This window comes from Aliiroseovarius sp. PrR006 (genome assembly GCF_010500215.1).
In the GTDB taxonomy this organism is placed as follows: domain Bacteria; phylum Pseudomonadota; class Alphaproteobacteria; order Rhodobacterales; family Rhodobacteraceae; genus Aliiroseovarius.
In genome coordinates this window covers 70,053-93,839 of sequence record NZ_JAAGOY010000008.1, presented here as the reverse complement: position 1 = coordinate 93,839, position 23,787 = coordinate 70,053, and the positions used below count along the sequence as shown (strand labels likewise).

Here is a 23,787-nt window from a genome sequence, read left to right as displayed (position 1 = left end):
GCCAGCTCATGCATCCCGTCCTTAAACTGGTAGCTCAGCGCCTTGCGCTGAGCACCCTTCTGCTTCTCGCAGCGTCGGTGTTGATCTTTGCGGGCACCACCATCCTTCCGGGGGATGTCGCACAAAACATTCTTGGACAATCCGCCACACCTGAAAGCCTTGCCAACCTGCGCAAAGAGCTGGGCATGGATCAACCCGCCACCACACGCTATTTCAACTGGCTGTTTGGTGCTCTGCAGGGCGATCTTGGCACGGCCCTGACAAACGGGCGTGACATTGTCGATAGCCTCGGTGGACGATTGAAAAACACGCTGTTCTTGGCCTTCTGGGCTGCTGTGGTTGCCGTGCCGCTGGCTATTTTTCTTGGCCTGCTTGCCGTGCGTTATCGTGAACGTTGGCCGGACAAGCTGATTTCGGCAGTGACATTGGCGTCGATCTCGGTTCCGGAATTCCTGATCGGTTACGTGCTGATGTACTACATCGGCGTGCAGCTGGGCTGGGCACCTACGGTGTCCACAATCTATGACAGCATGTCCCTTGGCGAAAAACTCGGTGCCATCGCGCTGCCTGTGACTGTTCTGACCATGGTTGTGCTGGCCCACATGATGCGTATGACGCGTGCCGCCATTCTGAACGTGATGCAGTCGGCCTATATCGAAACGGCTGAGCTGAAGGGCCTGACGAGCTTTCAGGTCATCGCACGCCACGCTTTCCCGAACGCCATCGCGCCGGTTGTGAACGTGGTTATGCTGAACCTTGCGTATCTTGTCGTGGGCGTTGTGGTTGTCGAGGTGGTCTTCGTCTATCCCGGCATGGGCCAATATCTGGTCGACCACGTGGCCAAACGTGACGTGCCCGTTGTGCAGGCCTGCGGTCTGATCTTCGCGGCGGTCTATATCGGATTGAACATGGTGGCTGACATCGTGTCGATCCTGGCGAACCCAAGGCTGAGGCATCCGAAATGATAAGAATACCTCCTGCGGCCTTGATCGGCCTGTTCTTCACCGGGCTGTATTTCTTCGTGGCGATCTTTGCCCCGTTGATTGCACCCTATTCGATGACGGAAATCGTCGGTGACGTCTGGGAGCCGTCCTCGTCCGAACATTGGCTCGGCACCGACAATATCGGGCGCGATCTGTTGACCCGTATGATCTATGGCGGTCGCACGACGATCTTCATCGCCACCGCGGCCACGATCCTCAGCTTCTCGCTGGGCTCGATCCTTGGCTTCACTGCTGCCGTGGTTGGCGGTTGGGTTGATCAAGCAATGAGCCGTTTCGTCGACCTGATCATGTCTATCCCGACGCTGATTTTTGCCCTGGTCGTCTTGTCGGTCATGCCGGTCACGCTGTTCATGCTGATCATGGTGATGGGCCTGCTGGATTCGACCCGTGTCTATCGACTGGCCCGCGCGGTCGCCGTGGACATCAACGTCATGGACTTCGTTGAAGCTGCCAAACTGCGCGGCGAGGGCCGTCGCTGGATCATTTTCCGCGAAATCCTGCCCAACGCGCTGTCGCCTCTGGTGGCCGAAATGGGCCTGCGCTTCATCTTTGCAGTGCTGTTCGTGTCGACGCTTTCGTTCCTTGGCCTTGGCGTGCAACCGCCGAACGCTGACTGGGGCGGCATCGTGAAGGAAAACAAAGACGGCATCGTCTATGGCATCCCGGCAGCGCTTGTGCCCGCCGTGGCCATCGCGACGCTGGCAATTTCCGTGAACCTTGTTGCCGACTGGGTGCTGAACCGCACCACCAGCCTGAAAGGAGGCCGCGGATGAGCGATAAACTTCTGAAGGTCGAAAACCTGAAAATCGGCGCGCGGATTTATCCGCCCGGCGAAAAGCCCCGAAATATCGACATCGTGCACGGCGTATCCTTCGAGCTGGAGAAGGGCAAAGTGCTTGGTCTGATCGGTGAATCGGGTGCCGGTAAATCCACCATCGGTCTGGCCTCGATGGCCTATGGCCGGGGTGGGGTCGAGATCACTGGCGGCAAAGTCTGGGTCAATGGTCGCGAGATCCTTGGCACCAACCTGAAGGACCTGCGTAAACTGCGCGGGACCGAAGTGACCTATGTCAGCCAGTCGGCTGCGGCTAGCTTTAACCCTGCCAAGAAGATCATGGAGCAGGTGATTGAAGCCTCGCTGCATCAAGGCAAGTTCTCGAAGAAAGAGGCCGAGGCACGCGCGGTGGAGTTGTTCACCAAGCTGGGTCTGCCTGATCCCGAGAATATCGGTGATCGCTATCCGCACCAGGTGTCGGGTGGCCAGTTGCAGCGTTGCATGACGGCGTTGGCCCTGTGCCCCGAGCCCGATCTGGTGGTGTTCGACGAACCCACCACGGCGCTGGACGTGACCACGCAGATCGACGTTCTGATGGCGATCAAGGACGCCATTCGGGACACCGGTGTTGCCGCGCTTTACATCACGCATGACCTTGCGGTGGTGGCACAGGTCTCGGACGAGATCATGGTGCTGCGCATGGGTGACATGGTCGAACATGGCACCACGGATCAGATCATCAACAACCCGGTCGAGGAATATACCCGCGATCTGGTCTCGGTCCGATCCACGCAGCATGACGGCAAGCCGCCCACGGACAATCCTGTCCTGACCGTAGAAAACGTCACGGCCCGCTATAAGGGCACGAACTTTGACGTGTTGCACAATGTCACGATGGAGCTTCATCCTGGCCAGACCTTGGCCGTTGTGGGCGAATCCGGTTCGGGTAAGTCGACCACGGCTCGCGTGATCACCGGCTTGTTGCCGCCGCGCGAGGGCAAGATCCATTTCGATGGGCGCGATCTGTCGTCGGATCTGGAAGGCCGCTCGCGCGATGACCTGCGCGAGCTTCAGATGATCTATCAAATGGCCGATGTGGCCATGAACCCGCGCCAGACCGTGGGCACGATCATTGGCCGTCCGCTTGAGTTCTATTTCGGCATGCGCGGTGCTGAAAAGAAAAAACGGATCTTGGAGCTTCTTGAAGAAATCGAGATGGGTCCGGAGTTCATGGATCGCTATCCGGCCGAGCTTTCCGGTGGGCAGAAACAGCGTGTCTGTATTGCCCGTGCGCTGGCCGCCAAGCCCAAGGTCATCATTTGTGACGAGGTCACCTCGGCGCTGGATCCGCTGGTCGCGGACGGCATTCTGAAGCTTCTGGAGAACCTTCAGAAGATCGAGAACGTGGCCTATCTATTCATCACCCACGATCTTGCGACGGTGAAGGCCATCGCAGACAGTATCGCCGTGATGTATCAGGGGCGCGTCGTGCGTTATGGCCCGAAAGCTGAGGTTCTGGCACCTCCGTTTGACGACTACACCGACCTGCTGCTCAGTTCCGTCCCCGAGATGCGGCTGGGCTGGCTGGAAGAAGTCGTGCAGAGCCGTAAGATGGAAAGCGCCGGCAACTGATCGCTGGATTTCGACCACACCGGGGGCGCCGTAGTTGCGCCCCCGTTTTCTTTTCTCCGGGCCAAAAGCGACCCTTTTCTGACGCGTCCGTTGCATAAATCCGTGATGGCCCCCGCCTAGTCTGAGGCAAATCAACGCGCAATCTGGAAGGGCGCTGACATGGACAGAAAACTCCTGCTTCTCATCATTGACGGGGTGCCGCATCGCAACTGGCGTCGGCTTTTCGGGAACCTCGAAGGCTGGGTGCAATCGGGGGATGCGAAGCTGTTGAAAATGCGGGCTGTACTGCCGTCGACCTCGGCCAGCTGCTATGCGTCGATCCATACGGGCGTCACCCCGCAGGAACATGGCTGTACCGGCAACCACGATGTCTTCCGCCTGTCGCAAGATGATATCTTCAGCCAAGTCCGCAAGGCCGGAGGTGTTACCGGCGCAGTGACGCATTCCTTCTGGTCCGAGTTCTTCAACCGCGCGCCGTTTGATGTGGTGCGGGACGTCGAATATGACGAGCCCGACAGCGACACCATCAACCACGGACGCTTTCATTCTATGACCGGATACGGGTTGATCAACCAATGCACCCCGGCCGATGTCGACCTGTTCGGCACGCTGACTATGCTGTGCGAACGCAAGGGCATTGACTACGGCATTCTGCATACCTGCACGCTGGACAGCATGGGCCACCGTTTTGGACACGAGTGCCGAGAAATGGATGACGCATGCTTCAAGATGGACGAACAGATGGCCCCGTTTATCAAACGCTGGCGGGAACAAGGATACGAGGTGATCGTCACTGCCGATCACGGCCAGACGGATCGCGGCCATCATGGCGGGCATGAAGACGTGCAACAAGACGTCGCGCTTTACTATTTTGGGGATGCGGAAGTGGTCGATGACAGCGATACTCTGTGCCAAACTCAGCTTGCGCCCACCGTTCTGTCCCTGATGGGCGCACCGATTGCAGATACGATGAAAGGCAAGGTGTTCCTGAAATGACTTGGGCCATTCCCGCTCCCGCACAACCGTTTCTTCCCATCGCTGGCTCGGACCAGAAATTTCCCGTGCGTCGGATTTTCTGTGTTGGGCAGAACTACGCCGCCCACGCGCGCGAGATGGGGTCAAACCCGGATCGGGAACTGCCTTTCTTCTTTTCCAAGCCCGCGGATGCGCTGGTCGCGGATGGGGCGAGCATCCCGTACCCGCCGGGCACGTCGAACTTGCATCACGAGGTTGAGCTGGTTGTGGCAATTGGTAAAGACGGTGCGAATATTGCCGCCGACGCCGCGTTGGATCATGTCTGGGGCTATGCAGTCGGTAACGACCTGACCCGGCGCGATGTCCAAGCGGACGCAAAATCGAACGGGCGTCCGTGGGATATGGCCAAGGGGTTTGACCGGTCAGCCCCCTGCGGCGCACTGCACCCCGTGGCCGGGGTGGGGCACTTCTCCAAAGGCGCCATCTCGTTAAGCGTGAATGGCGAGACGCGCCAGAACTCGGACATCTCTGACCTGATCTGGCCGGTTGCGGATGTGATTGCCTATCTGTCGACGCTGGTCGAGCTGAGCGCGGGTGACCTGATTTTCACCGGAACGCCAGAAAATGTGGGGCCGCTTGAGTCCGGTGACACCTGCGTTGCGCAGATCAATGGGCTGGGCAGCGTCACCACGCATATCGCGTAAGGACCGGTTCTTCCGAAACTTACTTCAAATAGGCCAACAGCTTGTCGCGTGCCTCTTGGATATGTGTCAGAGTTAGCTCGGCCGCCCTTTGCGCGTCCCCAGCCTCGCATGCTTCTTGTATCATCAGGTGATCATGGTTGGCGCGGATCATGCCATCATCCATCATGATGCGCGCCCGCAGATAGCGGTCGATCCGATTCAGGGCGTTGTCGATGGCAGCCAGATGATAAGTAAGGCCACTGGCTGAATAATGTGTCGCATGAAACTTCCGGTTCAGATCGCCCCATTCCGAAGAATCGTTCGACGAGGCCAGCGCTTCATAATGCCCGCGGGCGGTGCGCAGCGTCTCGGCATCCATCTTTGGAACAGCTTGCGCGATGACATGCGGTTCCAACAAGGCACGGAAGTCGAAGATCTCGCGCACTTCATCCTGCGACAGGGACGAGACAACCGCCCCTTTGTATCGCTGTGATGTCACCAACCCGTGTTCTTCCAGCTTCAGGATCGCTTCACGAACTGGGATGCGCGAAGTGTTGAACATCTTGGCAATTTCATCCTGTCGTAACGGGGTGCCGTCCTCCAACTCACCTTCGACGATGGCCTGTTTCAGCGCCTCGAAAATGATGGTGGTGGCTGATGCGGTCTTCGACACGTCCACGGATTTTAGCTGCATTCAACGGTCTCCCTTGCGGGCAGACTAACAACATCGCTTGGCAGGTTGAAGTGTTTCAAACAGTACAGAGCGTTCGACCATCAAAGTCGTCGAGAACTTAGGTGTCCTGTCGCACGATATTTGTTACCAGCACGTCTTTCACAGTCGGCCCCAGAATGGATTGTGCCACCTCAAGCAGAGCCTTGCGAAGAGGGCCCAAGCGGCTTGGTTGCGTGAACGCGCCGTCAAATCCGCCCGTGTTGGCGTGGTTGAACATCACCTGCAGGAATTCGTCGCGTAGTTTGGGTTCGCGTTGGTAAACCGTCTCGCGCCCGCCCAGTTCGACCTCGATGTTCAGCGACATCACCACAAGAGACGAGATGTTGCCATCGGCGACGACAGGCACCACGAACTGGTTGTTGACCTTCACGAACTCGGTATCCGTGGGCGCGTCTTCGGCCGTGTCTTCGTGGTCGTCCTTTGCGGCAAGATCTGTGTCACCGCAAGGATTCATCGCGACAGGTTCGGGTTCAGGCTGCAGCATCATGCCTGCCCCCGCGCCGACCCCAAGCCCGGTCAGGGCCAGTATGAGTGGAATGATTTTACCCATCTTGACCCCCTTTAATACGGAAGAATGATGTCAACGATCTGCTGACCGTAGCGGGGTTGTTGGACATCGGTGATCTGACCGCGACCGCCATACGAAATGCGGGCCGAGGCGATCTTGTCGTACGGAATCTCGTTCTGGCGCGAGATGTCCTCGGGCCGCACGAACCCGGTCACCAAAAGCTCGCGCAGTTCGAAATTGACCCGGACCTCTTGCGTGCCCTGAATCTTCAATACGCCATTCGGCAGCGTGCCCAAGACGGTCGCCGCCACGCGCAGTTCCAACTTCTCGTTTCGTTTGACAGATCCATTGCCATTGAACGCACTGCTTGACGATACTCCAACGGCATTCGCCATCGAGGCGCCCTCGGGTAGCGCGCCGTCGATTGCCTGCGGGATCCCAAACAGGTGGGGAACGCCCATGTCCTCGGAACCGCCACGCGCGCGGGATGAGCTGTTCGAGAACTCGGCACGATCGTTAATCTCGATCACCACGGTCAGAATGTCGCCTGCTTTCTGGGCGCGTCGATCGCCAAGCAAAGATTGTCGCCCGCCGCTCCATAAGGATGATCGGTACACCACACCCGACCGCGGAAGATCCTGCGGCAGTGCCGAGGCATGCATCGCCTGATGTTCTGCGCTCATTTCAACGGGGTTCAGCGCGGGGGCTTTGCCGACATTTTCCATGCGGGAACAGGCAGTCACCGCCATGGTCAGGATCAGGATGGGCAGGGTCAAACGCATGGGGTTTCCTTGTCAAAAATGGGTGTGAGAGTTCGAGACAATGACATCGCCATTGGACGAGACCGAGCCAGTGATCGTTGTGCGCGATGACAGGTTCATTACCCGCACACGGTCACCGACCGCGCCGCGCCCAAGGCTGCGCCCTTCGGCCAGAATGGTCATCGGCCCGGCGGTATAGACCAAGGTGACGATTTGGTTCCGGTCGATCAAAGCAGGCGGGCCGATGTCGTTTGGTAGAACGGGCCGCCCGGCATACAGCACCACGCGCGCTTCTTGCCCGATAATGTCCTCGAGCAACTGAAAACCGCCCGGGATCTCGGACGCGACCAGTTTTACGTCTGTCGCCGAGATAATCATGCCGGGCCGCAGGTTTTTGGCTGCGACGACGGTGTCGGCTGCGGCCGGCAGTGTGATCCACATCAGAACAAGTGTTAGAAACCGTCTCATCAGCGCACCTGTGTGGTTGCCGCAAGCATCTGATCGGCCGCAGTGATGACTTTCGAGTTCAGCTCATAGCCGCGCTGGGCCGCGATCAGCTCGGTGATTTCGCGCACCGCGTCGACCGAGCTGTTCTCCAGATAGCCCTGCCGCAATGTCCCGCGCCCGTCCGTGCCGGGGGTGCCAACAAAAGCAGGACCCGAGGCAGGCGTTTCGCGAAACAGGTTCGAGCCGATCGCTTCAAGTCCCTTGTCATTGGTGAAACTGGCAAGGGTGAAGGCGCCCATAAGCTCGGGTTCGATGGTGTTGTCGAAATAGGCGTAGACCTCGCCATCTGCGTTGATCGAGATCTGGCGCGCGTCGTTGGGAATGGTGATTTCAGGCGCAACAGGATAGCCGTCCGAGGTCACGATCAGCCCGTCGCCAGACAGTTTCAGCCCACCGTCCCGCGTATACCCCGACGCGCCCGAAGGCAGGGTAACTTCCAAATAGCCGCGCCCCTCGATCGCCAGATCCAGGTCGCCGTTGGTTTGCGCCAGCGTCCCCTGCTGTACCATCATCGTGACCGAAGTCGGACGCACCCCAAGCCCAAGCTGGACGCCGGTTGGCAAGACCGTCCCATCCGCAGCGTTGATTGTGCCCGCCCGCGTGGCCTGCTGATAGTGCAGGTCCGCGAACTCGGCCCGCCGGGTGTTGTAGCCGGTCGTCGACATGTTCGCGAGGTTGTTCGAGATCGTCTCGACCCGCATTTGCTGGGCCAACATCCCGGTTGCTGCAATGTTCAGTGCGCGCATTTAAGCCTCCTATTGTCCGATGACCGTTTTGGTGACCGAGCGGATGCGTTCATCCTCTTTTTCCATGAATTTCTGACCCAGCTCATAGCTGCGCTGGACTTCGATCATGCGGGCGATTTCTGCGATGGGATCGACATTGGACCCCTCGACAAATCCTTGCAGGATTGAAGCCTCAGTTAGGGCTGGTTCGACCCCGCCGGGGGCTTCAAATCGCACGCCGTCGCGGTGCTGAAGATCCGTTTGATCCACGGGGGAGAACAGCCCAATCAAGGCCAGCGCCCGCCCATCTGCAGACAGCGTTCCGTCCGCTGCCATCGACACGGTTTTCGCATCAGGTGGAATGAACACCGGCGCCCCGCCACCATCCAGCAAGCGATAGCCGTCAGGGGTTACAAGCTCGCCCTCGGCGGATGGCGTAAAGACACCTGCGCGGGTTAAGAATTGGCCGGTTGGTCCGTCCAACAGAAAGAAGCCATCGCCTTCGATGGCGAAGTCGAAAGTACCGCCAGTTTGGGTCAAAGCACCTTGTTCCAAGTTCAGCGCCCGTGTGTTGGCTGTCGCCATGGAAAGTGAGGGGTCATCCCGCTCAAGTGCATGAATATACTCGGAAAAAATCACGCCTTCGCGCCGAAATCCAGTGGTCGAGGCATTGGCAATATTGTTGGCGATGCTTTGCATCTCGCGCATTAAGCCGGATTGCCGTGTCAGGGACGTATAGCCGATATTGTCCATCTCATCCTCCTGCAATCAAGGGAACGACGCGCAGCTGGAAAAAGCTGACCAGCGTTTCGGTCATGAAGCCCATGCTGCCCCAGAAGACGACCAGAATGGCCACAAGCTTGGGCACGAATGTCAGGGTCATCTCTTGGATCGAGGTTAGCGCCTGGAACAGGCCAACGATTAGGCCGGCGATCAGAGCGACTGACAGAATGGGTAGCGAAATCAGAACCGCGTCCCATAGCCCCGCGCGCAGCGTGTCGTAGAAGATAATCTCGTCCATCAGACCGGCATCCTTAGGATTTCCTGATAGGCTTCGACCACCTTGTCGCGGACCGTTACCGCGGTTTCAACGGCCAGCTCGGTTTGGGCCAGCGCCTGCACCAAAGCATGCGGATCGGCATCACCAGACAGTGCGGCCATCGCGGTGCGCTCGCCGTTTTGCAGGGTCTGCGCGAAGTCCTGCGCGACACCCGCAAATTCGTTCACTTTTTGTTCATTGTTTGCTGTCGGCTGAGCCGCCTGACGCGAGGCCGCGTATTGTTGCGAGGCAAGGGTTGCACGAATATCCATAATCTATCCTTTTACCGGCGCAGCAAATCCAACAGCCCGCGCGACATCTGGCGCGACTGGTCGAACATTTTCAGGTTGGCCTCATAGCTACGCTGCGCTTCTCGGGCGTCCGCGATCTCGATCACAAGATCCACGTTCGAGCCTTGATAATGACCACTCTCATCGGCGAGCGGATGCGAGGGATCATAGATGCTGGGCAGGGTGGTTTTGTCCAATTGGACGCGACCTGTCTCCACCAGCCCGGTGGCGCGCCCACCTTCAAGGGCCGTCTGGAAGCTGACCATTTTCCTGCGATAACCAGGTGTGTCCACATTGGCGATGTTCTCAGATACGTGGCGCAAGCGATTGGCCTGACTTTTCATGCCGGATGCGGCGGCGGCGACCGAATTGCGAAGATCACTCATGGCCTGTTACCTCCGCCCCAGTGAACTGCGCACAATGCCCAGCGTGGACTTGTAGACAGCCAGCGCCATATCGTGATCCCGCTTGGTTTCAGCGGCCATCATCATCTCGGTCTCAAGCGACACCGAGTTCCCGTTGGGCGACGTCGCACCAGCGCGATAGACGACTTTGCTTTCTGTAGCGGGGCGCGCGGATATATCTGCCCCGAAATGCCCACTGCGCGTCGCGCGCATCTGGTCGGGGCGGTCGGGTTTATACGTCTCGGCAAACGAGGCGACGTCGCGGGCGCGATACCCCGGCGTGTCCGCATTCGCCACGTTTTGCGCGATAACGGACTGCCGTGCTGCAGCATGGAGCGCAAGGTCGTTTGCCTTGGCAAAAATGGTCAATTTTTCAAACATCGGGGCTTCTCCCTCGATTGGCTTCAACCAAGGCTTAACCCTGATTCCTTTATAAACAGTTTCAGTGAAAATTTTAGGAGAATGCCGATGCACAATGTTGGGTTCGAGCAGGTGTCCGCAGCGCTTGCATCACTGCAGATCGTTCGACAGATCGGGCGCGTGACCCACATTCGGCAAGGAATGGTCGAGGTGTCCGGGCTTACGAAGTCCGCGGCTCAGGCGGATCTGGTGCAAATCCATCCGCGCGCGGGGGCACCCCGGATGGGCGAGGTTCTGGGCCTGTCGGGCGGAGATATTTCTGTCCTGCCGGATGGAGATTGCGCAGGGCTTCAGATTGGGGACGAGGTTGTGTTGTTGGGAGGAACCAGTATCGCCCCGGATGACAGTTGGATCGGGCGTGTTGTGGATCCGCTGGGGCAAAGTCTTGACGGTCAGCCTATCCTCCAGGGGACACAGATGCGCGCATTGAAGGGCGAGGTGCCAAACCCAACCACGCGCCGCCCGCTGGGCGCCCGGCTTGAGACCGGAATGACTGTTTTCAACACCTTTCTTCCAATTGTTTCCGGGCAGCGGATTGGGCTTTTTGCAGGATCCGGGGTTGGGAAATCAACGTTGCTGGCCAAACTGGCACGCGGTGTGCATGCAGATGTGGTCGTGATCGCACTTATCGGCGAGCGTGGGCGTGAGGTGCGCGAGTTTGTTGAACGTGTGTTGGGCGAGCAAGGGATGAAACGCGCCGTTGTCGTCGCCGCGACATCGGACCAATCACCGATGATGCGACGCCGGTGCGCGTGGATGGCCATGTCGGTCGCTGAACATTTCCGCGATCTGGGGCGGCAGGTGTTGTTTCTGGCTGACAGCATTACACGATTTGCCGAGGCCCATCGCGAGATTGCGCTTGCCTCGGGTGAGAACGGAACTCTACGCGGGTATCCCCCGTCCACAACGCAGCAGATTACGTTGCTTTGTGAACGTGCTGGCCCGGGCGTCGGTCAGACCGGTGACATCACGGCTGTGCTCTCTGTCCTTGTAGCTGGGTCAGATATGGAGGAACCCGTCGCGGATATCCTGCGCGGCGTTCTGGATGGGCATGTCGTGCTGGATCGCAAGATCGCGGAGCGCGGGCGGTTCCCAGCAATCGATGTGTTGCGGTCGGTATCGCGCGCCCTTCCGGAAGCCGCCGCGGACGCGGAAAACGCCCTGATCATGGAAGGTCGCCAATTGTTGGGTCTTTATGATCGGTCCGAAATGATGATCCAAGCCGGGCTTTATTCCGCAGGATCAGATGCGATGCTGGATCATGCGATTGAGTCCTGGTCGAAGATTGATGGGTTCTTGGCAGAACCTGAGGTGGTGGGCACGCGCGCCAGCTTTGAACGTTTGGCGGATTGCTTGTCTACGAACACGGGCTAACGTCAAACGTTTTGCAGCAATGTCAAAGCGATGGAGTTTGAACTGAGCGCAGCTGTCCCCTGCGCAATCTGAGAACGCGCGAGAAACAGGCGGGTAAGTTCTTCCAGCCGGTCAGGATCCGAAAACTGATCAACCGCAGGTGATCCGAAGTAGCGTTCGGATTTTTCCTGAAAGACCTCCAGCTGCTTGTCGATGTCGATGGTTCCGAAGGACGACGGAAGCCCTAACGCGGTTTCAAACACCTGACGCAAAGGCGGGTTCCCCATGACCGAGTACCATTTGCCTGCATCGGAGGTGGATTTCCCAATAATGTTTCCAAGATCGCGCTCAAGGCTCATCGCAAGGCGCATATCATGATCCTGATTGCCAACAGCAACTTCGAATTGCCGTTCTTTATATGCCGCGACGGTCTTCGTGCCGAAATCCGAGATCTGAGTGCGGGGAATGTTGTAGTCCCCAAACCCAAAGTCCTTGGCCAACTCGAAATAGCGTGTGTCCGAAAGTTTGTTGGCCAACGCATCGGAGCTCAGCGTGCCATCTTCTAAAACCTTACGGATAAAGTAGGTATTGTTGATATCGTCGCTCAGCCCATAGGCCCCAAGCGCGACGGTAAGCAGTCGACGATCACCTACCAATTGTTCGGCCGTTGTGATGTCACCGATGTTGTCTTTGAAATACTGCACGTCGCGATGAAGCACCGCCCCGCTCTCGAACGCTGATTGCTGCACATCTTTAGTACGCTGCAAAAAGGCCCAACCGGCCGCGCCGCTGAACGGTATGACCGGTTGAAAACTCATGCGAAACGTGCCGACAGAAGGCGTTCTTCACGCGGCAACAAAGCCCGGAGTTGCTTGAGCGCCTGATAGTACTGGTTGTCCAGGACCGCGCCAGAGGCCGCATCCAGAAACTTCCGGCTATCCGGGTCAGTGAGTACCTGGCTGAGTTGCTCAATTCCGCGCAGCAGTTGAAGCTGCCCGTCTTCCTGTTTCGCGTCACCGGACAGGACCAATTGTGCAATATAGCAGATGCGTCGAACTGGCGTGTTCACTTCCTCTGGGTGGATGGCGTCTTTCAGGCGCAGGATATTGGCGTTCGGTGTGACGACGGAAAGTCGCGACCTCCGGTCGCCATTTTCGATGACGGCGCCGTTGATCAAGACACGTTCTTTCGGGCTGAGTTTCAGGACCAATCCGCTCATGCTGCCACTCCTGTCTGACGCAGACCGCGCATGATTGCCGTGTTGATTTCGACAAGCGCGCCGACCTCATCAGGGTCTTTCAAGACTTTGCGCGAATGCTGGTTGGTGAATTCATAGAGATAGAAAATGCGGGCGCGCAGATCGGCGGGCAGGCCGTTGTCGTCGGCGACCACGTCGGCGGCCAGCAAAGTCCAGAGCTGTCGATTTTCGTGAATGGCTTGCGCCAGTTGCCCGAATTCGCTGCGGCCTTTATCTGCCGAGGATTTCAGGCGGTGTGTGATACGGGCAAACGCCTCGTATTCGATGCCGCGCGGTGTACGAACGGTGTGTTGAGTTGCCGCATAAGCCGTTTTGGTCATGTTCATAGCGGTCACAGGATGTCCTTCCGGAAACAATAGTGGTCATGTAAAAGGGGGTGTGGGACGCCATTTTGGCGCCCCACGGTCACGCCCTTTAGCGGAACAGCGACAGGATGTTCTGCGGTGCTTGGTTGGCAATCGACAGCGCCTGCGTGCCCAACTGCTGCTGAACCTGTAGTGCCTGCAGTCGTGCCGAGGCAGCTTCCATATCCGCGTCCACAAGTGCACCGATCCCCGAGGTCAGCGAGTCGGACAGAGACGAGATAAAGTTCGTCTGTGTCTCGATCCGGCCTTGAGCCGAGCCAAAGGCTGCGGCGGCATCGATCGACTTGTCGATCAACCCCTCGATTGCGGTCAGCGCGCCAGTTGCACCTGAGTCTGTGGTGACGTCGATGGTTTGCAGGCTGCCCAGACCACCCGAAGCCGTCGTAGTGCCCGGGGTGCCGCCGGTCTGTGCGCGCACACCCACGTTGATGTCGCCGGTGGCACCACCAACTGCATTGGTGATGGTGAACTGGTTGGTGTTGCTGCCGGTTCCCTGAGTAATCGAGTAGCCTTCAGCCGATCCGGTTGCCGCCGCGAAGAACGAATTGATCTGCGAGACCAGTTGTTGTGCGACGTCAGCCGTACCGTCATTGGCCCCGGCGACATATTCGAAGGTACGCTGACCCAGTGATGTTCCGCCACCAGCCACGTTGACATTCACGTCATCTAGGATGACCTGATAGCTGTCGCCTTCGCTGACCGAACCGATGGTAAAGGTCAGGCTACCGCCATCAGCAATTGTTGCGGTTGGCAACGCCGGGTCAAAAGCCGCATCGTTAATTTGGGTGTTGTTTGCACCCGCTTGGATCAGCGCGTTGGCTGCGGCTTGGTCTGTCGGGTCGGTTGTCCCGAACGCGGCCGAGGTCACCGGCGTGGTTACCGACAGGTTCTGGCGGTCAACCTCGATGTGACGGGCCGTCACGTTACCAGACGAATCACGATCCAGCGAGGCCAGAACGTCCATCGTATCGGTGCTTGAGCCGTCGATCAGGTTCAGACCGTTGAACTGAGCTGCGTTCACAACCGAGCCGATCTGATCCCGCAGTGCGGCAATGTCGGTCTGCAGTTTCGTGCGATCCACGTTCTCTTCCTGGGCGGCAACGATCTTGCCTTTCATCTGCGTCAGAAGATCGGTCACCGTTTCCGAGGCTTTCTGTGCAACCGCGACGGTCGATTCCCCCAGAGAAAGGCTTTCCGAAATGCCTTTGAAGCCCTTCACGTCGGATTCCATTACTTTCGAAATGGCCCAAACAGCGGCGTTATCTTTGGCCGTGCTGATCGATTTACCGGTCGAGATCTCAGCCTGTGTGCTGGCAAGGTTCGAGTTGATTGATTTCAGCGTTTGAAGCGCGACCATCGCGCTGTTGTTGGTCAGAATGCTGGACATTTTGTATTCCCTTCAATCTACGGCGCTTTGCGCCTGTTTCCCTCGCCCCGGTTTCACGCGGGGCGTCTTTGCCTTCTGACATCTGCAAGCCAACTTGATCGGCTGCGCCATCCGTTTGGATGCAAAGCGAAACTGCAGTGGAAATTCTGAACGAATACTGAATCTCGCAGGCTAGTTTTCATACAAGTTGAAATAATCTGAGCGGATCACGCGCGCTTCTCGAAGTTCGAGGCCTCGCGCGATAAAACCTGCGCGGCACCCGTCCGGGTGTAGGTTTTGACTCCCTGATCCCGATTGCGAATGGCGTCGAGTCGTTGCCGCGCCGAGCGAATGCCATTTGCAGCCGCGCTGAGCAGGCTTTGATTGCGCGCAGCCAGTGCTTGCAGGCGCGCCAACTGCGGTTGGGTAACCGCCGACTGCCCGAGCTGGGACAATGCCTCGGCCTTTGCCTCGGTTAGACTTGGCAGATCGCGAAGATCACCTTTAAGAATCATCTGACGTTCATCCTCGAGCAGGGTGAGAAGTGCGTTAACCTTGTGCATCAGAGCGCTCCTTCAATGCTTCAAAGAGCGACTGGGCGAGGCCGATTCCCCCGCTATCAACCATGCTGCGGGCCTGTTCCTGACGCAGGAACGAGGCGAATTGATCCTCGCCAATCCCGCCGCCAAAACTGTCGGGCGTTTTGCCGATCCCCGCTGATTTCAGCATTTCGGAAAGAAAGCTTGCCTCAAGTTCCTTGGCGGCATCCCAAAGCGCTTTGTCCTGGTCTGCTGCGATGGGTTTATGTGTCGCGACCGGGTGCGATACACCTGAAATGGAATCCATAATGTCGACCTTTCAAATTGATCACAGTTTTTCCAAGTCTCGCTGCTAGCGGTAAAGATTTGGTAATTCCCATCTGTAAATCTGCGTTGAACCGAGGCAGAAAACCCGGACGGAACATATGCATATTGCACAACTTCAATTCGCGCATGCGGGGCAAACAGAACGGGATTTTCAAATCCCGGCTGCGGATGTAGGTGAGTCGATGGGGCTGCTACCGACGCCCTTCGATATGGTTTTTCTGGGTCAGAAGCATCCATCTGGGATGGTGGAACTGCCTATCGAACTGGTGGTCAAACCAACGGCAGAGCCGGGGGAAGAGGTGCAGGTGGCCAAGGGGCAGACAGATCCCGAGCTGATGCCTTTATTGGAATTGGCGGAGCTGTCCCAAAGCACGCCTAATCATGCGAAAGAGTTGCGGAAGACGTTGCCAGAGGCTGCAATCCCGGCGCAGCGAATGACCGTGCCCTCGGCGCAGGAAGGTATCAAGCTAGATGAACCTGTGCGGCCCCTGAACTCCGCCTTACCTGATACGGCGCGGACGAGATCTGAACCTGATCCCGCGCGGTTGGAGGGGAGGGAGGGCGCAATATTTACGCCGCGCATGCCTTCCATCGAAATGCCCGATGCAGCTGAGGTGCGGCCTTGGGATAACGCCGAGACAGAGGCACCTAATGCGATCTCTGATACGGCGCAGGACGAACCGGATAACGAGCGTTTGGTGCCAGTTGATCAGGGGGGCAAGACTTTCCCAGTGCCTTATGACCCGGTCAAGGTGCCGCCGCTATCTGCTGAGCCGCTTCGTTTCACACCCCAGATGGAAGCGCGTATGGCTCATGAAGCGTTGCCTTCGCGAAGCAATGCTCTAGCGACTTCCAATCTCCAACATGAACTTGCACAGAACGCGGGGGGCGCCGCATCGGCTGCGCAGGTCACGAACAGCGGGCCAGCTGCCATCGAGTCCGGACAGGTTTCTGAACGCCCAGAGGAATTCGGGGGACTTTCCCAAGGCAAGACCGCTGTGCCTTCGCGGCCAAGTGAACCGCAGAACGCGGGGACTTCTGCGCCCACGTCTGTCGTTGGACAGGTTCAGCAGAAAACTAGCCCGGAATTGCATGCCGAGGAGCTTGCGCCTGATGCGTCCGCTCCCAGATCTGCATCGGAACTGAGTGCAAAGATCATGCCTGCTCTGGAAACGGCGAAGCAGGCCCCGCTGTCTTGGGCAGTCGCGCCCTTGACCTACTTGGTCGAGCAAGAGGCTGACGGTCCGGTCCCCGACGACATGGGACTTCGTGTGGTCGAGCATGTGTCGTCGTCGGCAGGTGATCTGAAATCAGCTGCACATACGCGTGGGACGGAAGTTCCGCGCATGGTCATGGCGCAAATTGCCGAGATCGTCCGGCAGCAGCCGGATCGCCCGGTTGAGCTGACTCTAAGCCCCGAGGAGCTTGGGCGGTTGCGCATGTCCTTTCAGTCCGAGGGGTCGGCCATGCATGTCGTTCTCAGTTTTGAACGACCCGACACGCTGGATTTGATGCGGCGGCATATCGACCAGTTGGCGCAAGACATGCGCGAACTTGGCATGTCGGACGTGAGCTTCACGTTTCAGCAACAACCATCAGAAGGGGGCAACGGGACGCATTCCGATGACGGTTCAGCCCCCGCCTCCCAAATCCCGCAGTCCGACCAGGAAAGCCCGTCGGAGGATGCCGGACGGCACGCGCTGAACATCGCCGGCCGCGCGGGTGTAGATATTCGAGTGTAAGGAGCGCAGCATGAACGTTACCCCCACAGCCATGCCCTCTGCGTTGACTGCGGCCCCGGCCGATTATGCGCAGGCATCGGCCACGGATGGACCGATGGTGTCGTCCGATTTCGAGACCTTTCTGGTGATGCTAACCGCCCAGATGGAAAACCAGGATCCGCTGAACCCGATCGAATCGACGGACTATGCGGTGCAGTTGGCAACGTTTTCGGGCGTTGAACAGCAGGTGCGCACCAATGATCTGTTGAAGGCCATGGGAACGCAGCTTGGGTTGATGGGCATGTCTGACATCGCGGACTGGGTCGGGAAAGAGGCGCGCGTGTCGGCCCCGGTTCTGTTTGATGGCGACCCGATCACCCTGTCTCCGAATCCCGCTGCAGCTGCGGATGAGGTCATTCTGGTGGTGAAGAATGCTGAAGGCATTATCGTTGACAGCGAACCGCTGCCGGTTTCGACCGACCCGGTCGAATGGGATGGGCTGGATCAATACAGGAATGCTTTGCCCCACGGCGTCTATTCCTTCGAACTGACCAGCCGAAGCAACGGGCGGCATCTGTCGACCGACCCAATGGAAAGCTATGGCCGCATTGTAGAGACGCAAAACAACGGTGGGCAGCTGTGGCTTGTGCTGGAAAGTGGCGAGCGGGTGACCGCAGATGCCGTTTCCGCCCTGCGCGAAGCCGCTGAATAAGTTTTCGTCGCGCAGCGTGTTGGCTATACAGCCTGTATGACACTTCGCGACACCATGTTGAACGATCTGCCGCGCCGGCAAGATCTTGATGCTCTGCAACAGGCGCTTGCCCTGATTTGGCAGGAAGAAGGGCATGTGTCAGGAGTAGCAAACTGGTCCCGTCTGATCGGCGGGCGGAGCAATCCGATTTGGCAAGTTACCTCCGATGACATGCCGCATGACCTTGTGTGCAAGCTGTATGATGCCGCCGCGGCCACGCCCCTGTTCGCCAATGACGGAACACGCGAGGCGTTGGTGTTGAAGTATCTGGCGGGCAAGGGGATTGCGCCCGATTTCGTGGGCTTTCTGGACAGCGCGCTGGGCGCGAGCGTGCTTTACCGGCATGTCGATGGCGTGCCATGGAGTGGCGCGGTCGAGGGGGTTGCCCGGTTGATGGCTCGCCTGCACCAGATCACCCCGCCCGATGAACTGCCTGAGACGATCACGTCGCCCGTGTCCTTGATTGCCGAAACGCAGACGATGGCGCGCGCGATTGGGGTGGATTTGCCGCCTCCGCCCACCATCTCAACCGATCTGCCGCAACCTACCAGACGGTTTCTGCATGGTGATGTTGTGCCCGGCAATGTCGTGGTGATGGCGGATGGATTGCGTCTGATCGACTGGCAGTGCCCCAGCATCGGGGACCCCGCGGCAGACCTTGCGATCTTCTTGTCCCCGGCAATGCAGATACTTTACGGCAACCAGCCTTTGTCACCCGAAGATCAGGCGGCCTTTTTGTCAGCCTATCTGGCCGCCGGTGGAGATGCCGTGGGCGTCGCGCGCTACACAGCGCTCGCACCCCTCTTTCACTGGCGCATGGCGTGTTATTGCCATTGGAAAGCCGCGCACGGAGACGCGGCTTATCGCGATGTTGCTGAACTGGAACGCCGCGCGTCAGAGCAGGGTTGAGACCCAGACTGCTGCCAAGGCCAAACCGCCACCTAAAGTCACATAGCTCATTGCGCGCAAAGGGCGGGCACGGTCGTTTTCGGGATGGGGTTCGGATTGGCGGATCAGCGCGGCTTCTGCCAATTCAGGCAAGCGCGGACCAAAGCGGGCCAGAACACGGGCGGTAAGCACCAAATCCTGCAGCAAAGCCTTCGGCCCGATCGAGTTTGAGATATAGCTTTCCACCACGGGCTTTGCGACTTTCCAGATGTTGATGTCCGGTGACAGCGACCGGGCCACGCCTTCGACCACGACCATGGTTCGTTGCAAAAGGATAAGTTCGGTGCGGGTTTCCATTCCGAACTTCTCGGTCACCTCAAAGAGGTAGGCCAGCAAGCGGCCCATAGAAATCTGGGTGGCGTTCATGCCGAAAATCGGCTCGCCTACAGCACGTAGGGCGCGGGCAAATTCCTCGACATCGCGGTCGGCGGGGACGTACCCAGCTTCGAAATGCACCTCGGCGACGCGGCGATAGTTGCGGGTGATGAAACCATACAGGATCTCAGCATAGACGCGACGGGTGTATTCGTCGATCCGCCCCATGATGCCAAAATCCACGGCAATGATGTCGCCATTGGCGGCAAATTTCAGGTTGCCCTGATGCATGTCGCCGTGAAACAGCCCATCACGCAGCGCGTGGGACAGGAACAGTTGCAACACGCGTTCGCCCAGCCCGTGCATATCCAAACCGGACGCACGGATGGCGTCCAGATCATTGGCCGGAATGCCTTCACCCCAGCCAAGGGTCATGACCGTGCGGCCGGTCAGCCCCCAGTTCACCTCGGGCACGACAAAGCCGTCGTCCTGCGCGGTATTCTCGGCAAACTCGCTGGCCGATGCGCTTTCAAGGCGCAGGTCCAGCTCTCCCATCACGGTGGTCTCGAAATGCTCGACCACATCGGTGGGGCGCAGTCGGCGGGTCGACGGCAACAGCATCTCGATCACACGAGCCGAGAAGTGGAAGGCGTCGATATCTGTGCGGAAGGCGCGCTCGATGCCGGGGCGCAGAACTTTGACGGCAACAGATGCACCAGTGTCGGCCAGCCGCGCCTTATGTACCTGCGCGATCGAGGCCGCCGCGACGGGTTCCGAGAACTCAGAGAACACCGTGTCGATGTCGATCCCAAGCTCTTTCTCGACCATGCGGCGGGCAATGGCCTGATCAAACGGCGGCAGCTTGTCCTGCAGGTACTGCAGCTGGTCGGCCAGTTCCGGACCGACCACATCGGGGCGCGTCGACAGGATTTGGCCGAACTTGATATAGGCCGGACCTAGTGCCGTGATGGCGCGTGTGACAGGCGGCAGATCGGGGTTCCCTTTTTTGCCAAGCCAAGCAAACGGCCAGCCAACGACATGGGCCGCAATGCGGATCGCCGGAGGTGCCTTCATCGCGTCCAGTACGACGCCCATCGCGCCGGTACGCTGGAAGGTCGCGCCGGTACGGATCAGGCGCCAGATGTTGTGAGGACCGCGCATCTTAGATTTTCCACCCCGAATGCAGGGCGGCAATGCCCAATGACAGGTTGCGATATTTCACATTCTCGAACCCTGCTTCGCGGATCATGCGGGCGAAGGTGTCTTGGTCGGGGAACTTGCGGATCGATTCCACCAGATACTGATAGCTGTCGTAATCGTCGGCAATCAGTTTGCCCATGCGCGGGATCACGTTGAAGGAATAGAGATCATAGAGCTTCTGCATGCCTTCATCCGGCAGCTGGCTGAACTCCAACACCATCAGACGGCCGCCGGGTTTCAGCACGCGGTATGCTTCCTTCAGCGCGTCCGGGATGCGGGTCACGTTGCGAATGCCGAAGCTGATCGTGTAGCGATCAAAGCTGTTGTCCTCGAAGGGCAGGGCCATAGCGTCACCGACGACCCAGTCCAGATGATTGGCCAAATGCGAGGCTTCTGCGCGTTGGCGGCCTTCGACCAGCATGCTTTCGGTCATGTCCAGAACGACAGCCTCGGCCCCCGGGGCGCGGCCCAGAAAGCGGAATGAGATATCGCCGGTGCCACCTGCCACATCCAGAAGGCGCTGCCCATCGCGCGGAGTCAGCCAATCCATCATCGCATCCTTCCAGACGCGGTGAATACCGACGGACATCACATCGTTCATGATGTCGTATTTCGAGGCCACATTGGTAAAGACGCCATGGACCATCCCGGCCTTGTCGTCCTCGTTCACGGTTTTGAACCCGAAATGCGTGGTGCGGTTGTCTGACGTGCTCATTGGGCATACTCGCTTCTTGCGGTTGATCCCTCATATCGTGACAGTAAGGGACGCACAATGGAGAGGCTTTCAACATGCCCGAATTACCCGAAGTCGAGACAGTACGTCGCGGATTGCTGCCTGTGATGGAGGGCGTGCGGATTGGGCGGGCTGAGACGCGCCGCGAGGGGCTGCGCTGGCCGTTTCCCGATCGCATGGCCGAGCGTCTGACTGGGGCGACGGTGCAGCGGCTTGGGCGGCGGTCGAAATACCTGCTGGTGGATCTGGATACGGCCGAGACGCTGATCGTGCATTTGGGTATGTCGGGGCGGATGCTGATCTCGGGTCATAAGCTGGGGAAGTTTCATCATGAACACCCCGTGCCTGAAAAGCATGACCATGTGGTTTTTGACATGGAGAACGGCGCGCGGGTGACGTTCAACGACCCGCGTCGGTTCGGGGCGATGGATCTGTGCCCCACAGAGGGACTGGACGATCACAAGCTGATCCGCGTGTTGGGGCCCGAACCCTTGGGCAACCAGTTCGACGAATCCTATCTGGTCGAGGCGCTACGGATCAAGAACTCCCCCATCAAAACGGCGCTGCTGGATCAGGGAATCATCGCGGGGCTGGGCAATATCTATGTCTGCGAGGTGCTGTTTCGCGCCGGCATCCACCCCGCACGCAAGGCGGCCAAGATCTCGAAACAGCGTGTTACCAGTTTGGTTCCGATCATCCGCGAGGTGCTGTCGGAAGCCATCGAAAGCGGCGGGTCATCCCTGAAGGATTACCGGCAGGCGGATGGTGATTTGGGTTATTTTCAACACAACTTCCGCACCTATGGCCGCGAGGGTGAACGTTGCGTCACATCTGGCTGCACAGGGGTAATTGCACGCATAACTCAATCTGGGCGCTCGACATTCTATTGTCCGCAATGCCAAAGATAGCTTGATCCATTGGGGTGGCGTGCTAGGACTCCGCTCCAACCACTCGTGACAAAGGCAGGGGAACCATGGCCTATAAGAACATCATCGTTGAAACCGAAGATCATGTAACGCTGGTCAAGCTGCACCGGCCTGACGCGCTGAACGCTCTGAACCTGGAACTTTTGGGCGAGCTGGGCGACGCGCTGGCCGACGCGCAGGCCAATGACAAGGTGCGCTGCATCGTCATCACCGGCTCGGAAAAAGCGTTCGCTGCTGGTGCCGACATCAAGATGATGGCCGAGAAAAGCTTTGTAGATGTCTTCGCTGGCGACCTGTTCACCAAAGAAGAGCAAGCCATTATGCGCATCCGTAAGCCGATCATCGCAGCCGTATCCGGCTATGCGTTGGGTGGCGGGTGCGAGCTGGCCATGATGTGCGATTTCATTATTGCGGCTGACACCGCCAAATTCGGCCAACCCGAGGTGAACCTGGGCGTGATGGCCGGGATAGGTGGGACGCAGCGCCTGACCAAACTGGTCGGTCGTGCAAAGTCGATGGATATGAACCTGACGGGTCGTTTCATGGACGCAGAAGAAGCCGAGCGTTCGGGGCTGGTCAGCCGCGTTGTGCCTGCCAAGAAGTTGATGGACGAAGCCATGTCGGCGGCTGCGAAGATTGCAGAGAAGTCGATGATCACTGTTATGGCGATCAAAGAGACCGTGAACCGTGCCGAGCAACTGCCGCTGACCGAAGGCCTTCTGTTCGAACGCCGCGTCTTTCATTCACTCTTCGCGACCGAAGACCAGAAAGAGGGCATGGCCGCCTTCGCCGAAAAGCGCGAACCGCAGTTCCGCGATAAGTAAAGCAATAGGGCTTCCCTTTGTGGCCGAAATGGCTTAAAGGGCAGCCCATCCATGCGCGTGAGGCCCGCTTAGGCCAGAATCACCGGTTCTGAACCCGGTCGGGTGCTGTGCGCGCAGCTTTGACAACGTAACACACCCGAAAGAGGGATCAGACACATGGCAAATTCGCCCCAAGCTAAAAAACGCGCCCGTCAGAACGAGCGTCGTTTCGCCGTAAACAAAGCCCGCCGTTCGCGCATCCGCACCTACCTGCGTGCCGTCGAAGAAGCCATCGAGTCGGGCGACAAGGATGCAGCTGCTGCTGCTCTGAAAGCTGCTCAGCCTGAGCTGATGCGCGGCGTGACCAAAGGCGTTTACCACAAGAACACCGCTTCGCGTAAAATCTCGCGTCTGAGCGCACGTGTAAAAGCACTGGGCTGAATCAGTTTCACCGCTGAACAGCATCTCGAAAACAAAAAAAGAGCGTGTCCAAATGGGCACGCTCTTTTTGCTAAACCTGCCAAGAAATTTGATTTTGCAATCGGCCTTCGGGATTCGTTTCGGCAATCACAGAGTCAAGCGTGAAGTTCTATTGCGCCAGTCCCAGCGGGATTGCTAGCTTGCATACAGCGATTCACTTCGCCGACTTGGGACTATCAGACATAAGTGGGCTAAACCCACGAACTTTAAGGGGAATACCCTTTTTTGCCACATCTGGATTTGATT

At 58.4% G+C, this 23,787-nt stretch carries 30 protein-coding genes; 12 read left to right on the top strand and 18 right to left on the bottom strand.

What is annotated here, in order from left to right:
• Positions 1-8 precede the first annotated feature (8 nt).
• From G0Q00_RS14390 to G0Q00_RS14370, 5 genes are all read left to right on the top strand, one after another.
• Complete coding sequence (locus G0Q00_RS14390) at positions 9-965, top strand: ABC transporter permease (RefSeq protein ID WP_163040593.1); 957 nt, start codon at positions 9-11, stop codon at positions 963-965.
• Entirely contained in the window at positions 962-1,777 is an 816-nt protein-coding gene (locus G0Q00_RS14385; RefSeq protein ID WP_163040591.1) for an ABC transporter permease, read from the top strand. The genes G0Q00_RS14390 and G0Q00_RS14385 overlap by 4 nt, the downstream gene beginning before the upstream one ends.
• On the top strand, positions 1,774-3,411 hold the full coding sequence (locus G0Q00_RS14380) for an ABC transporter ATP-binding protein (RefSeq protein ID WP_163040589.1): 1,638 nt from the start codon (positions 1,774-1,776) through the stop codon (positions 3,409-3,411). The genes G0Q00_RS14385 and G0Q00_RS14380 overlap by 4 nt, the downstream gene beginning before the upstream one ends.
• Positions 3,412-3,570: 159 nt before the next feature.
• On the top strand, positions 3,571-4,407 hold the full coding sequence (locus tag G0Q00_RS14375; RefSeq protein WP_163040587.1) for an alkaline phosphatase family protein: 837 nt from the start codon (positions 3,571-3,573) through the stop codon (positions 4,405-4,407).
• Entirely contained in the window at positions 4,404-5,090 is a 687-nt protein-coding gene (locus G0Q00_RS14370; protein WP_163040585.1) for a fumarylacetoacetate hydrolase family protein, read from the top strand. The genes G0Q00_RS14375 and G0Q00_RS14370 overlap by 4 nt, the downstream gene beginning before the upstream one ends.
• Positions 5,091-5,109: 19 nt before the next feature.
• Here the strand turns inward: G0Q00_RS14370 and G0Q00_RS14365 are convergent, their stop codons facing one another.
• The 10 genes from G0Q00_RS14365 to G0Q00_RS14320 all read right to left on the bottom strand — a co-directional run bounded on the left by G0Q00_RS14365 (position 5,110) and on the right by G0Q00_RS14320 (position 10,417).
• Positions 5,110-5,763 (bottom strand): GntR family transcriptional regulator, encoded by a 654-nt coding sequence (locus G0Q00_RS14365; RefSeq protein WP_163040583.1) that lies wholly within the window; start codon positions 5,761-5,763, stop codon positions 5,110-5,112.
• A gap of 97 nt (positions 5,764-5,860) precedes the next feature.
• Positions 5,861-6,352, bottom strand: a complete 492-nt coding sequence (locus G0Q00_RS14360) for a flagellar basal body-associated FliL family protein (RefSeq protein WP_163040581.1) — start codon at positions 6,350-6,352, stop codon at positions 5,861-5,863.
• 11 nt (positions 6,353-6,363) lie between these two features.
• Positions 6,364-7,092, bottom strand: a complete 729-nt coding sequence (gene flgH / locus G0Q00_RS14355; RefSeq protein WP_163040579.1) for a flagellar basal body L-ring protein FlgH — start codon at positions 7,090-7,092, stop codon at positions 6,364-6,366.
• Between the two features lie 12 nt (positions 7,093-7,104).
• On the bottom strand, positions 7,105-7,539 hold the full coding sequence (flgA, locus tag G0Q00_RS14350; RefSeq protein ID WP_163040577.1) for a flagellar basal body P-ring formation chaperone FlgA: 435 nt from the start codon (positions 7,537-7,539) through the stop codon (positions 7,105-7,107).
• Positions 7,539-8,324: a flagellar basal-body rod protein FlgG gene (gene flgG / locus G0Q00_RS14345; protein ID WP_163040574.1), complete on the bottom strand. Its 786-nt coding sequence runs from the start codon at positions 8,322-8,324 to the stop codon at positions 7,539-7,541. The genes flgA and flgG overlap by 1 nt, the downstream gene beginning before the upstream one ends.
• Before the next feature lie 9 nt (positions 8,325-8,333).
• Positions 8,334-9,056: a flagellar hook-basal body complex protein gene (locus G0Q00_RS14340; protein ID WP_163040572.1), complete on the bottom strand. Its 723-nt coding sequence runs from the start codon at positions 9,054-9,056 to the stop codon at positions 8,334-8,336.
• A gap of 1 nt (position 9,057) precedes the next feature.
• A complete protein-coding gene (locus G0Q00_RS14335) occupies positions 9,058-9,327 on the bottom strand; it encodes a flagellar biosynthetic protein FliQ (protein ID WP_133487000.1) in 270 nt (89 codons plus the stop codon).
• Entirely contained in the window at positions 9,324-9,614 is a 291-nt protein-coding gene (gene fliE, locus G0Q00_RS14330) for a flagellar hook-basal body complex protein FliE (RefSeq protein WP_163040570.1), read from the bottom strand. The genes G0Q00_RS14335 and fliE overlap by 4 nt, the downstream gene beginning before the upstream one ends.
• An 11-nt stretch (positions 9,615-9,625) precedes the next feature.
• On the bottom strand, positions 9,626-10,018 hold the full coding sequence (gene flgC / locus G0Q00_RS14325) for a flagellar basal body rod protein FlgC (protein ID WP_163040568.1): 393 nt from the start codon (positions 10,016-10,018) through the stop codon (positions 9,626-9,628).
• A 6-nt stretch (positions 10,019-10,024) separates the two neighbouring features.
• A complete protein-coding gene (locus tag G0Q00_RS14320) occupies positions 10,025-10,417 on the bottom strand; it encodes a FlgB family protein (protein WP_163040566.1) in 393 nt (130 codons plus the stop codon).
• A gap of 87 nt (positions 10,418-10,504) precedes the next feature.
• Between G0Q00_RS14320 and G0Q00_RS14315 the strand changes: the two genes are divergently transcribed.
• Positions 10,505-11,830: a FliI/YscN family ATPase gene (locus G0Q00_RS14315; protein WP_163040564.1), complete on the top strand. Its 1,326-nt coding sequence runs from the start codon at positions 10,505-10,507 to the stop codon at positions 11,828-11,830.
• Between the two features lie 2 nt (positions 11,831-11,832).
• Here the strand turns inward: G0Q00_RS14315 and G0Q00_RS14310 are convergent, their stop codons facing one another.
• From G0Q00_RS14310 to G0Q00_RS14285, 6 genes are all read right to left on the bottom strand, one after another.
• Positions 11,833-12,627 carry a DUF1217 domain-containing protein gene (locus G0Q00_RS14310; protein WP_163040562.1) on the bottom strand — a complete coding sequence of 265 codons (795 nt, stop codon included), beginning with the start codon at positions 12,625-12,627 and terminating at the stop codon, positions 11,833-11,835.
• Positions 12,624-13,028, bottom strand: a complete 405-nt coding sequence (gene flbT, locus G0Q00_RS14305) for a flagellar biosynthesis repressor FlbT (protein WP_163040560.1) — start codon at positions 13,026-13,028, stop codon at positions 12,624-12,626. Before flbT ends, G0Q00_RS14310 begins: the two co-directional genes overlap by 4 nt.
• Positions 13,025-13,393, bottom strand: coding sequence for a flagellar biosynthesis regulator FlaF (flaF, locus tag G0Q00_RS14300; RefSeq protein ID WP_239058469.1), 369 nt, complete (start codon positions 13,391-13,393; stop codon positions 13,025-13,027). Before flaF ends, flbT begins: the two co-directional genes overlap by 4 nt.
• Positions 13,394-13,481: 88 nt before the next feature.
• Positions 13,482-14,819, bottom strand: coding sequence for a flagellin (locus G0Q00_RS14295; RefSeq protein ID WP_163040558.1), 1,338 nt, complete (start codon positions 14,817-14,819; stop codon positions 13,482-13,484).
• Between the two features lie 206 nt (positions 14,820-15,025).
• Entirely contained in the window at positions 15,026-15,361 is a 336-nt protein-coding gene (locus tag G0Q00_RS14290) for a hypothetical protein (RefSeq protein WP_163040557.1), read from the bottom strand.
• Entirely contained in the window at positions 15,348-15,644 is a 297-nt protein-coding gene (locus G0Q00_RS14285) for a rod-binding protein (protein ID WP_163040555.1), read from the bottom strand. The genes G0Q00_RS14290 and G0Q00_RS14285 overlap by 14 nt, the downstream gene beginning before the upstream one ends.
• Positions 15,645-15,906: 262 nt before the next feature.
• Here G0Q00_RS14285 and G0Q00_RS14280 point away from each other — a divergent pair, with 262 nt between their 5' ends.
• The 3 genes from G0Q00_RS14280 to G0Q00_RS14270 are packed head-to-tail and all read left to right on the top strand — an operon-like array spanning position 15,907 to position 19,045.
• Complete coding sequence (locus G0Q00_RS14280; RefSeq protein ID WP_163040553.1) at positions 15,907-17,406, top strand: flagellar hook-length control protein FliK; 1,500 nt, start codon at positions 15,907-15,909, stop codon at positions 17,404-17,406.
• Between the two features lie 10 nt (positions 17,407-17,416).
• Positions 17,417-18,097 (top strand): flagellar hook capping FlgD N-terminal domain-containing protein, encoded by a 681-nt coding sequence (locus G0Q00_RS14275; protein WP_239058464.1) that lies wholly within the window; start codon positions 17,417-17,419, stop codon positions 18,095-18,097.
• A gap of 36 nt (positions 18,098-18,133) precedes the next feature.
• The gene (locus tag G0Q00_RS14270) at positions 18,134-19,045 is read left to right on the top strand and encodes a phosphotransferase family protein (protein ID WP_163040551.1); all 912 of its coding nucleotides are present in this window, start codon (positions 18,134-18,136) and stop codon (positions 19,043-19,045) included.
• On the opposite strand, the gene ubiB is transcribed toward G0Q00_RS14270, so the two are convergent.
• Both ubiB and ubiE read right to left on the bottom strand, forming a co-directional pair.
• On the bottom strand, positions 19,031-20,560 hold the full coding sequence (ubiB, locus tag G0Q00_RS14265) for a 2-polyprenylphenol 6-hydroxylase (RefSeq protein ID WP_163040549.1): 1,530 nt from the start codon (positions 20,558-20,560) through the stop codon (positions 19,031-19,033). The genes G0Q00_RS14270 and ubiB overlap by 15 nt on opposite strands.
• 1 nt (position 20,561) lies before the next feature.
• Positions 20,562-21,314 carry a bifunctional demethylmenaquinone methyltransferase/2-methoxy-6-polyprenyl-1,4-benzoquinol methylase UbiE gene (gene ubiE / locus G0Q00_RS14260; protein WP_163040547.1) on the bottom strand — a complete coding sequence of 251 codons (753 nt, stop codon included), beginning with the start codon at positions 21,312-21,314 and terminating at the stop codon, positions 20,562-20,564.
• A gap of 74 nt (positions 21,315-21,388) precedes the next feature.
• Between ubiE and mutM the strand changes: the two genes are divergently transcribed.
• The 3 genes from mutM (at position 21,389) to rpsT (ending at position 23,502) form a co-directional block, all read left to right on the top strand.
• Positions 21,389-22,240 (top strand): bifunctional DNA-formamidopyrimidine glycosylase/DNA-(apurinic or apyrimidinic site) lyase, encoded by an 852-nt coding sequence (mutM, locus tag G0Q00_RS14255; RefSeq protein WP_163040545.1) that lies wholly within the window; start codon positions 21,389-21,391, stop codon positions 22,238-22,240.
• A 65-nt stretch (positions 22,241-22,305) separates the two neighbouring features.
• Positions 22,306-23,082: an enoyl-CoA hydratase gene (locus tag G0Q00_RS14250; protein WP_163040543.1), complete on the top strand. Its 777-nt coding sequence runs from the start codon at positions 22,306-22,308 to the stop codon at positions 23,080-23,082.
• 156 nt (positions 23,083-23,238) lie between these two features.
• Entirely contained in the window at positions 23,239-23,502 is a 264-nt protein-coding gene (rpsT, locus tag G0Q00_RS14245) for a 30S ribosomal protein S20 (RefSeq protein ID WP_163040541.1), read from the top strand.
• Positions 23,503-23,787: the final 285 nt, after the last annotated feature.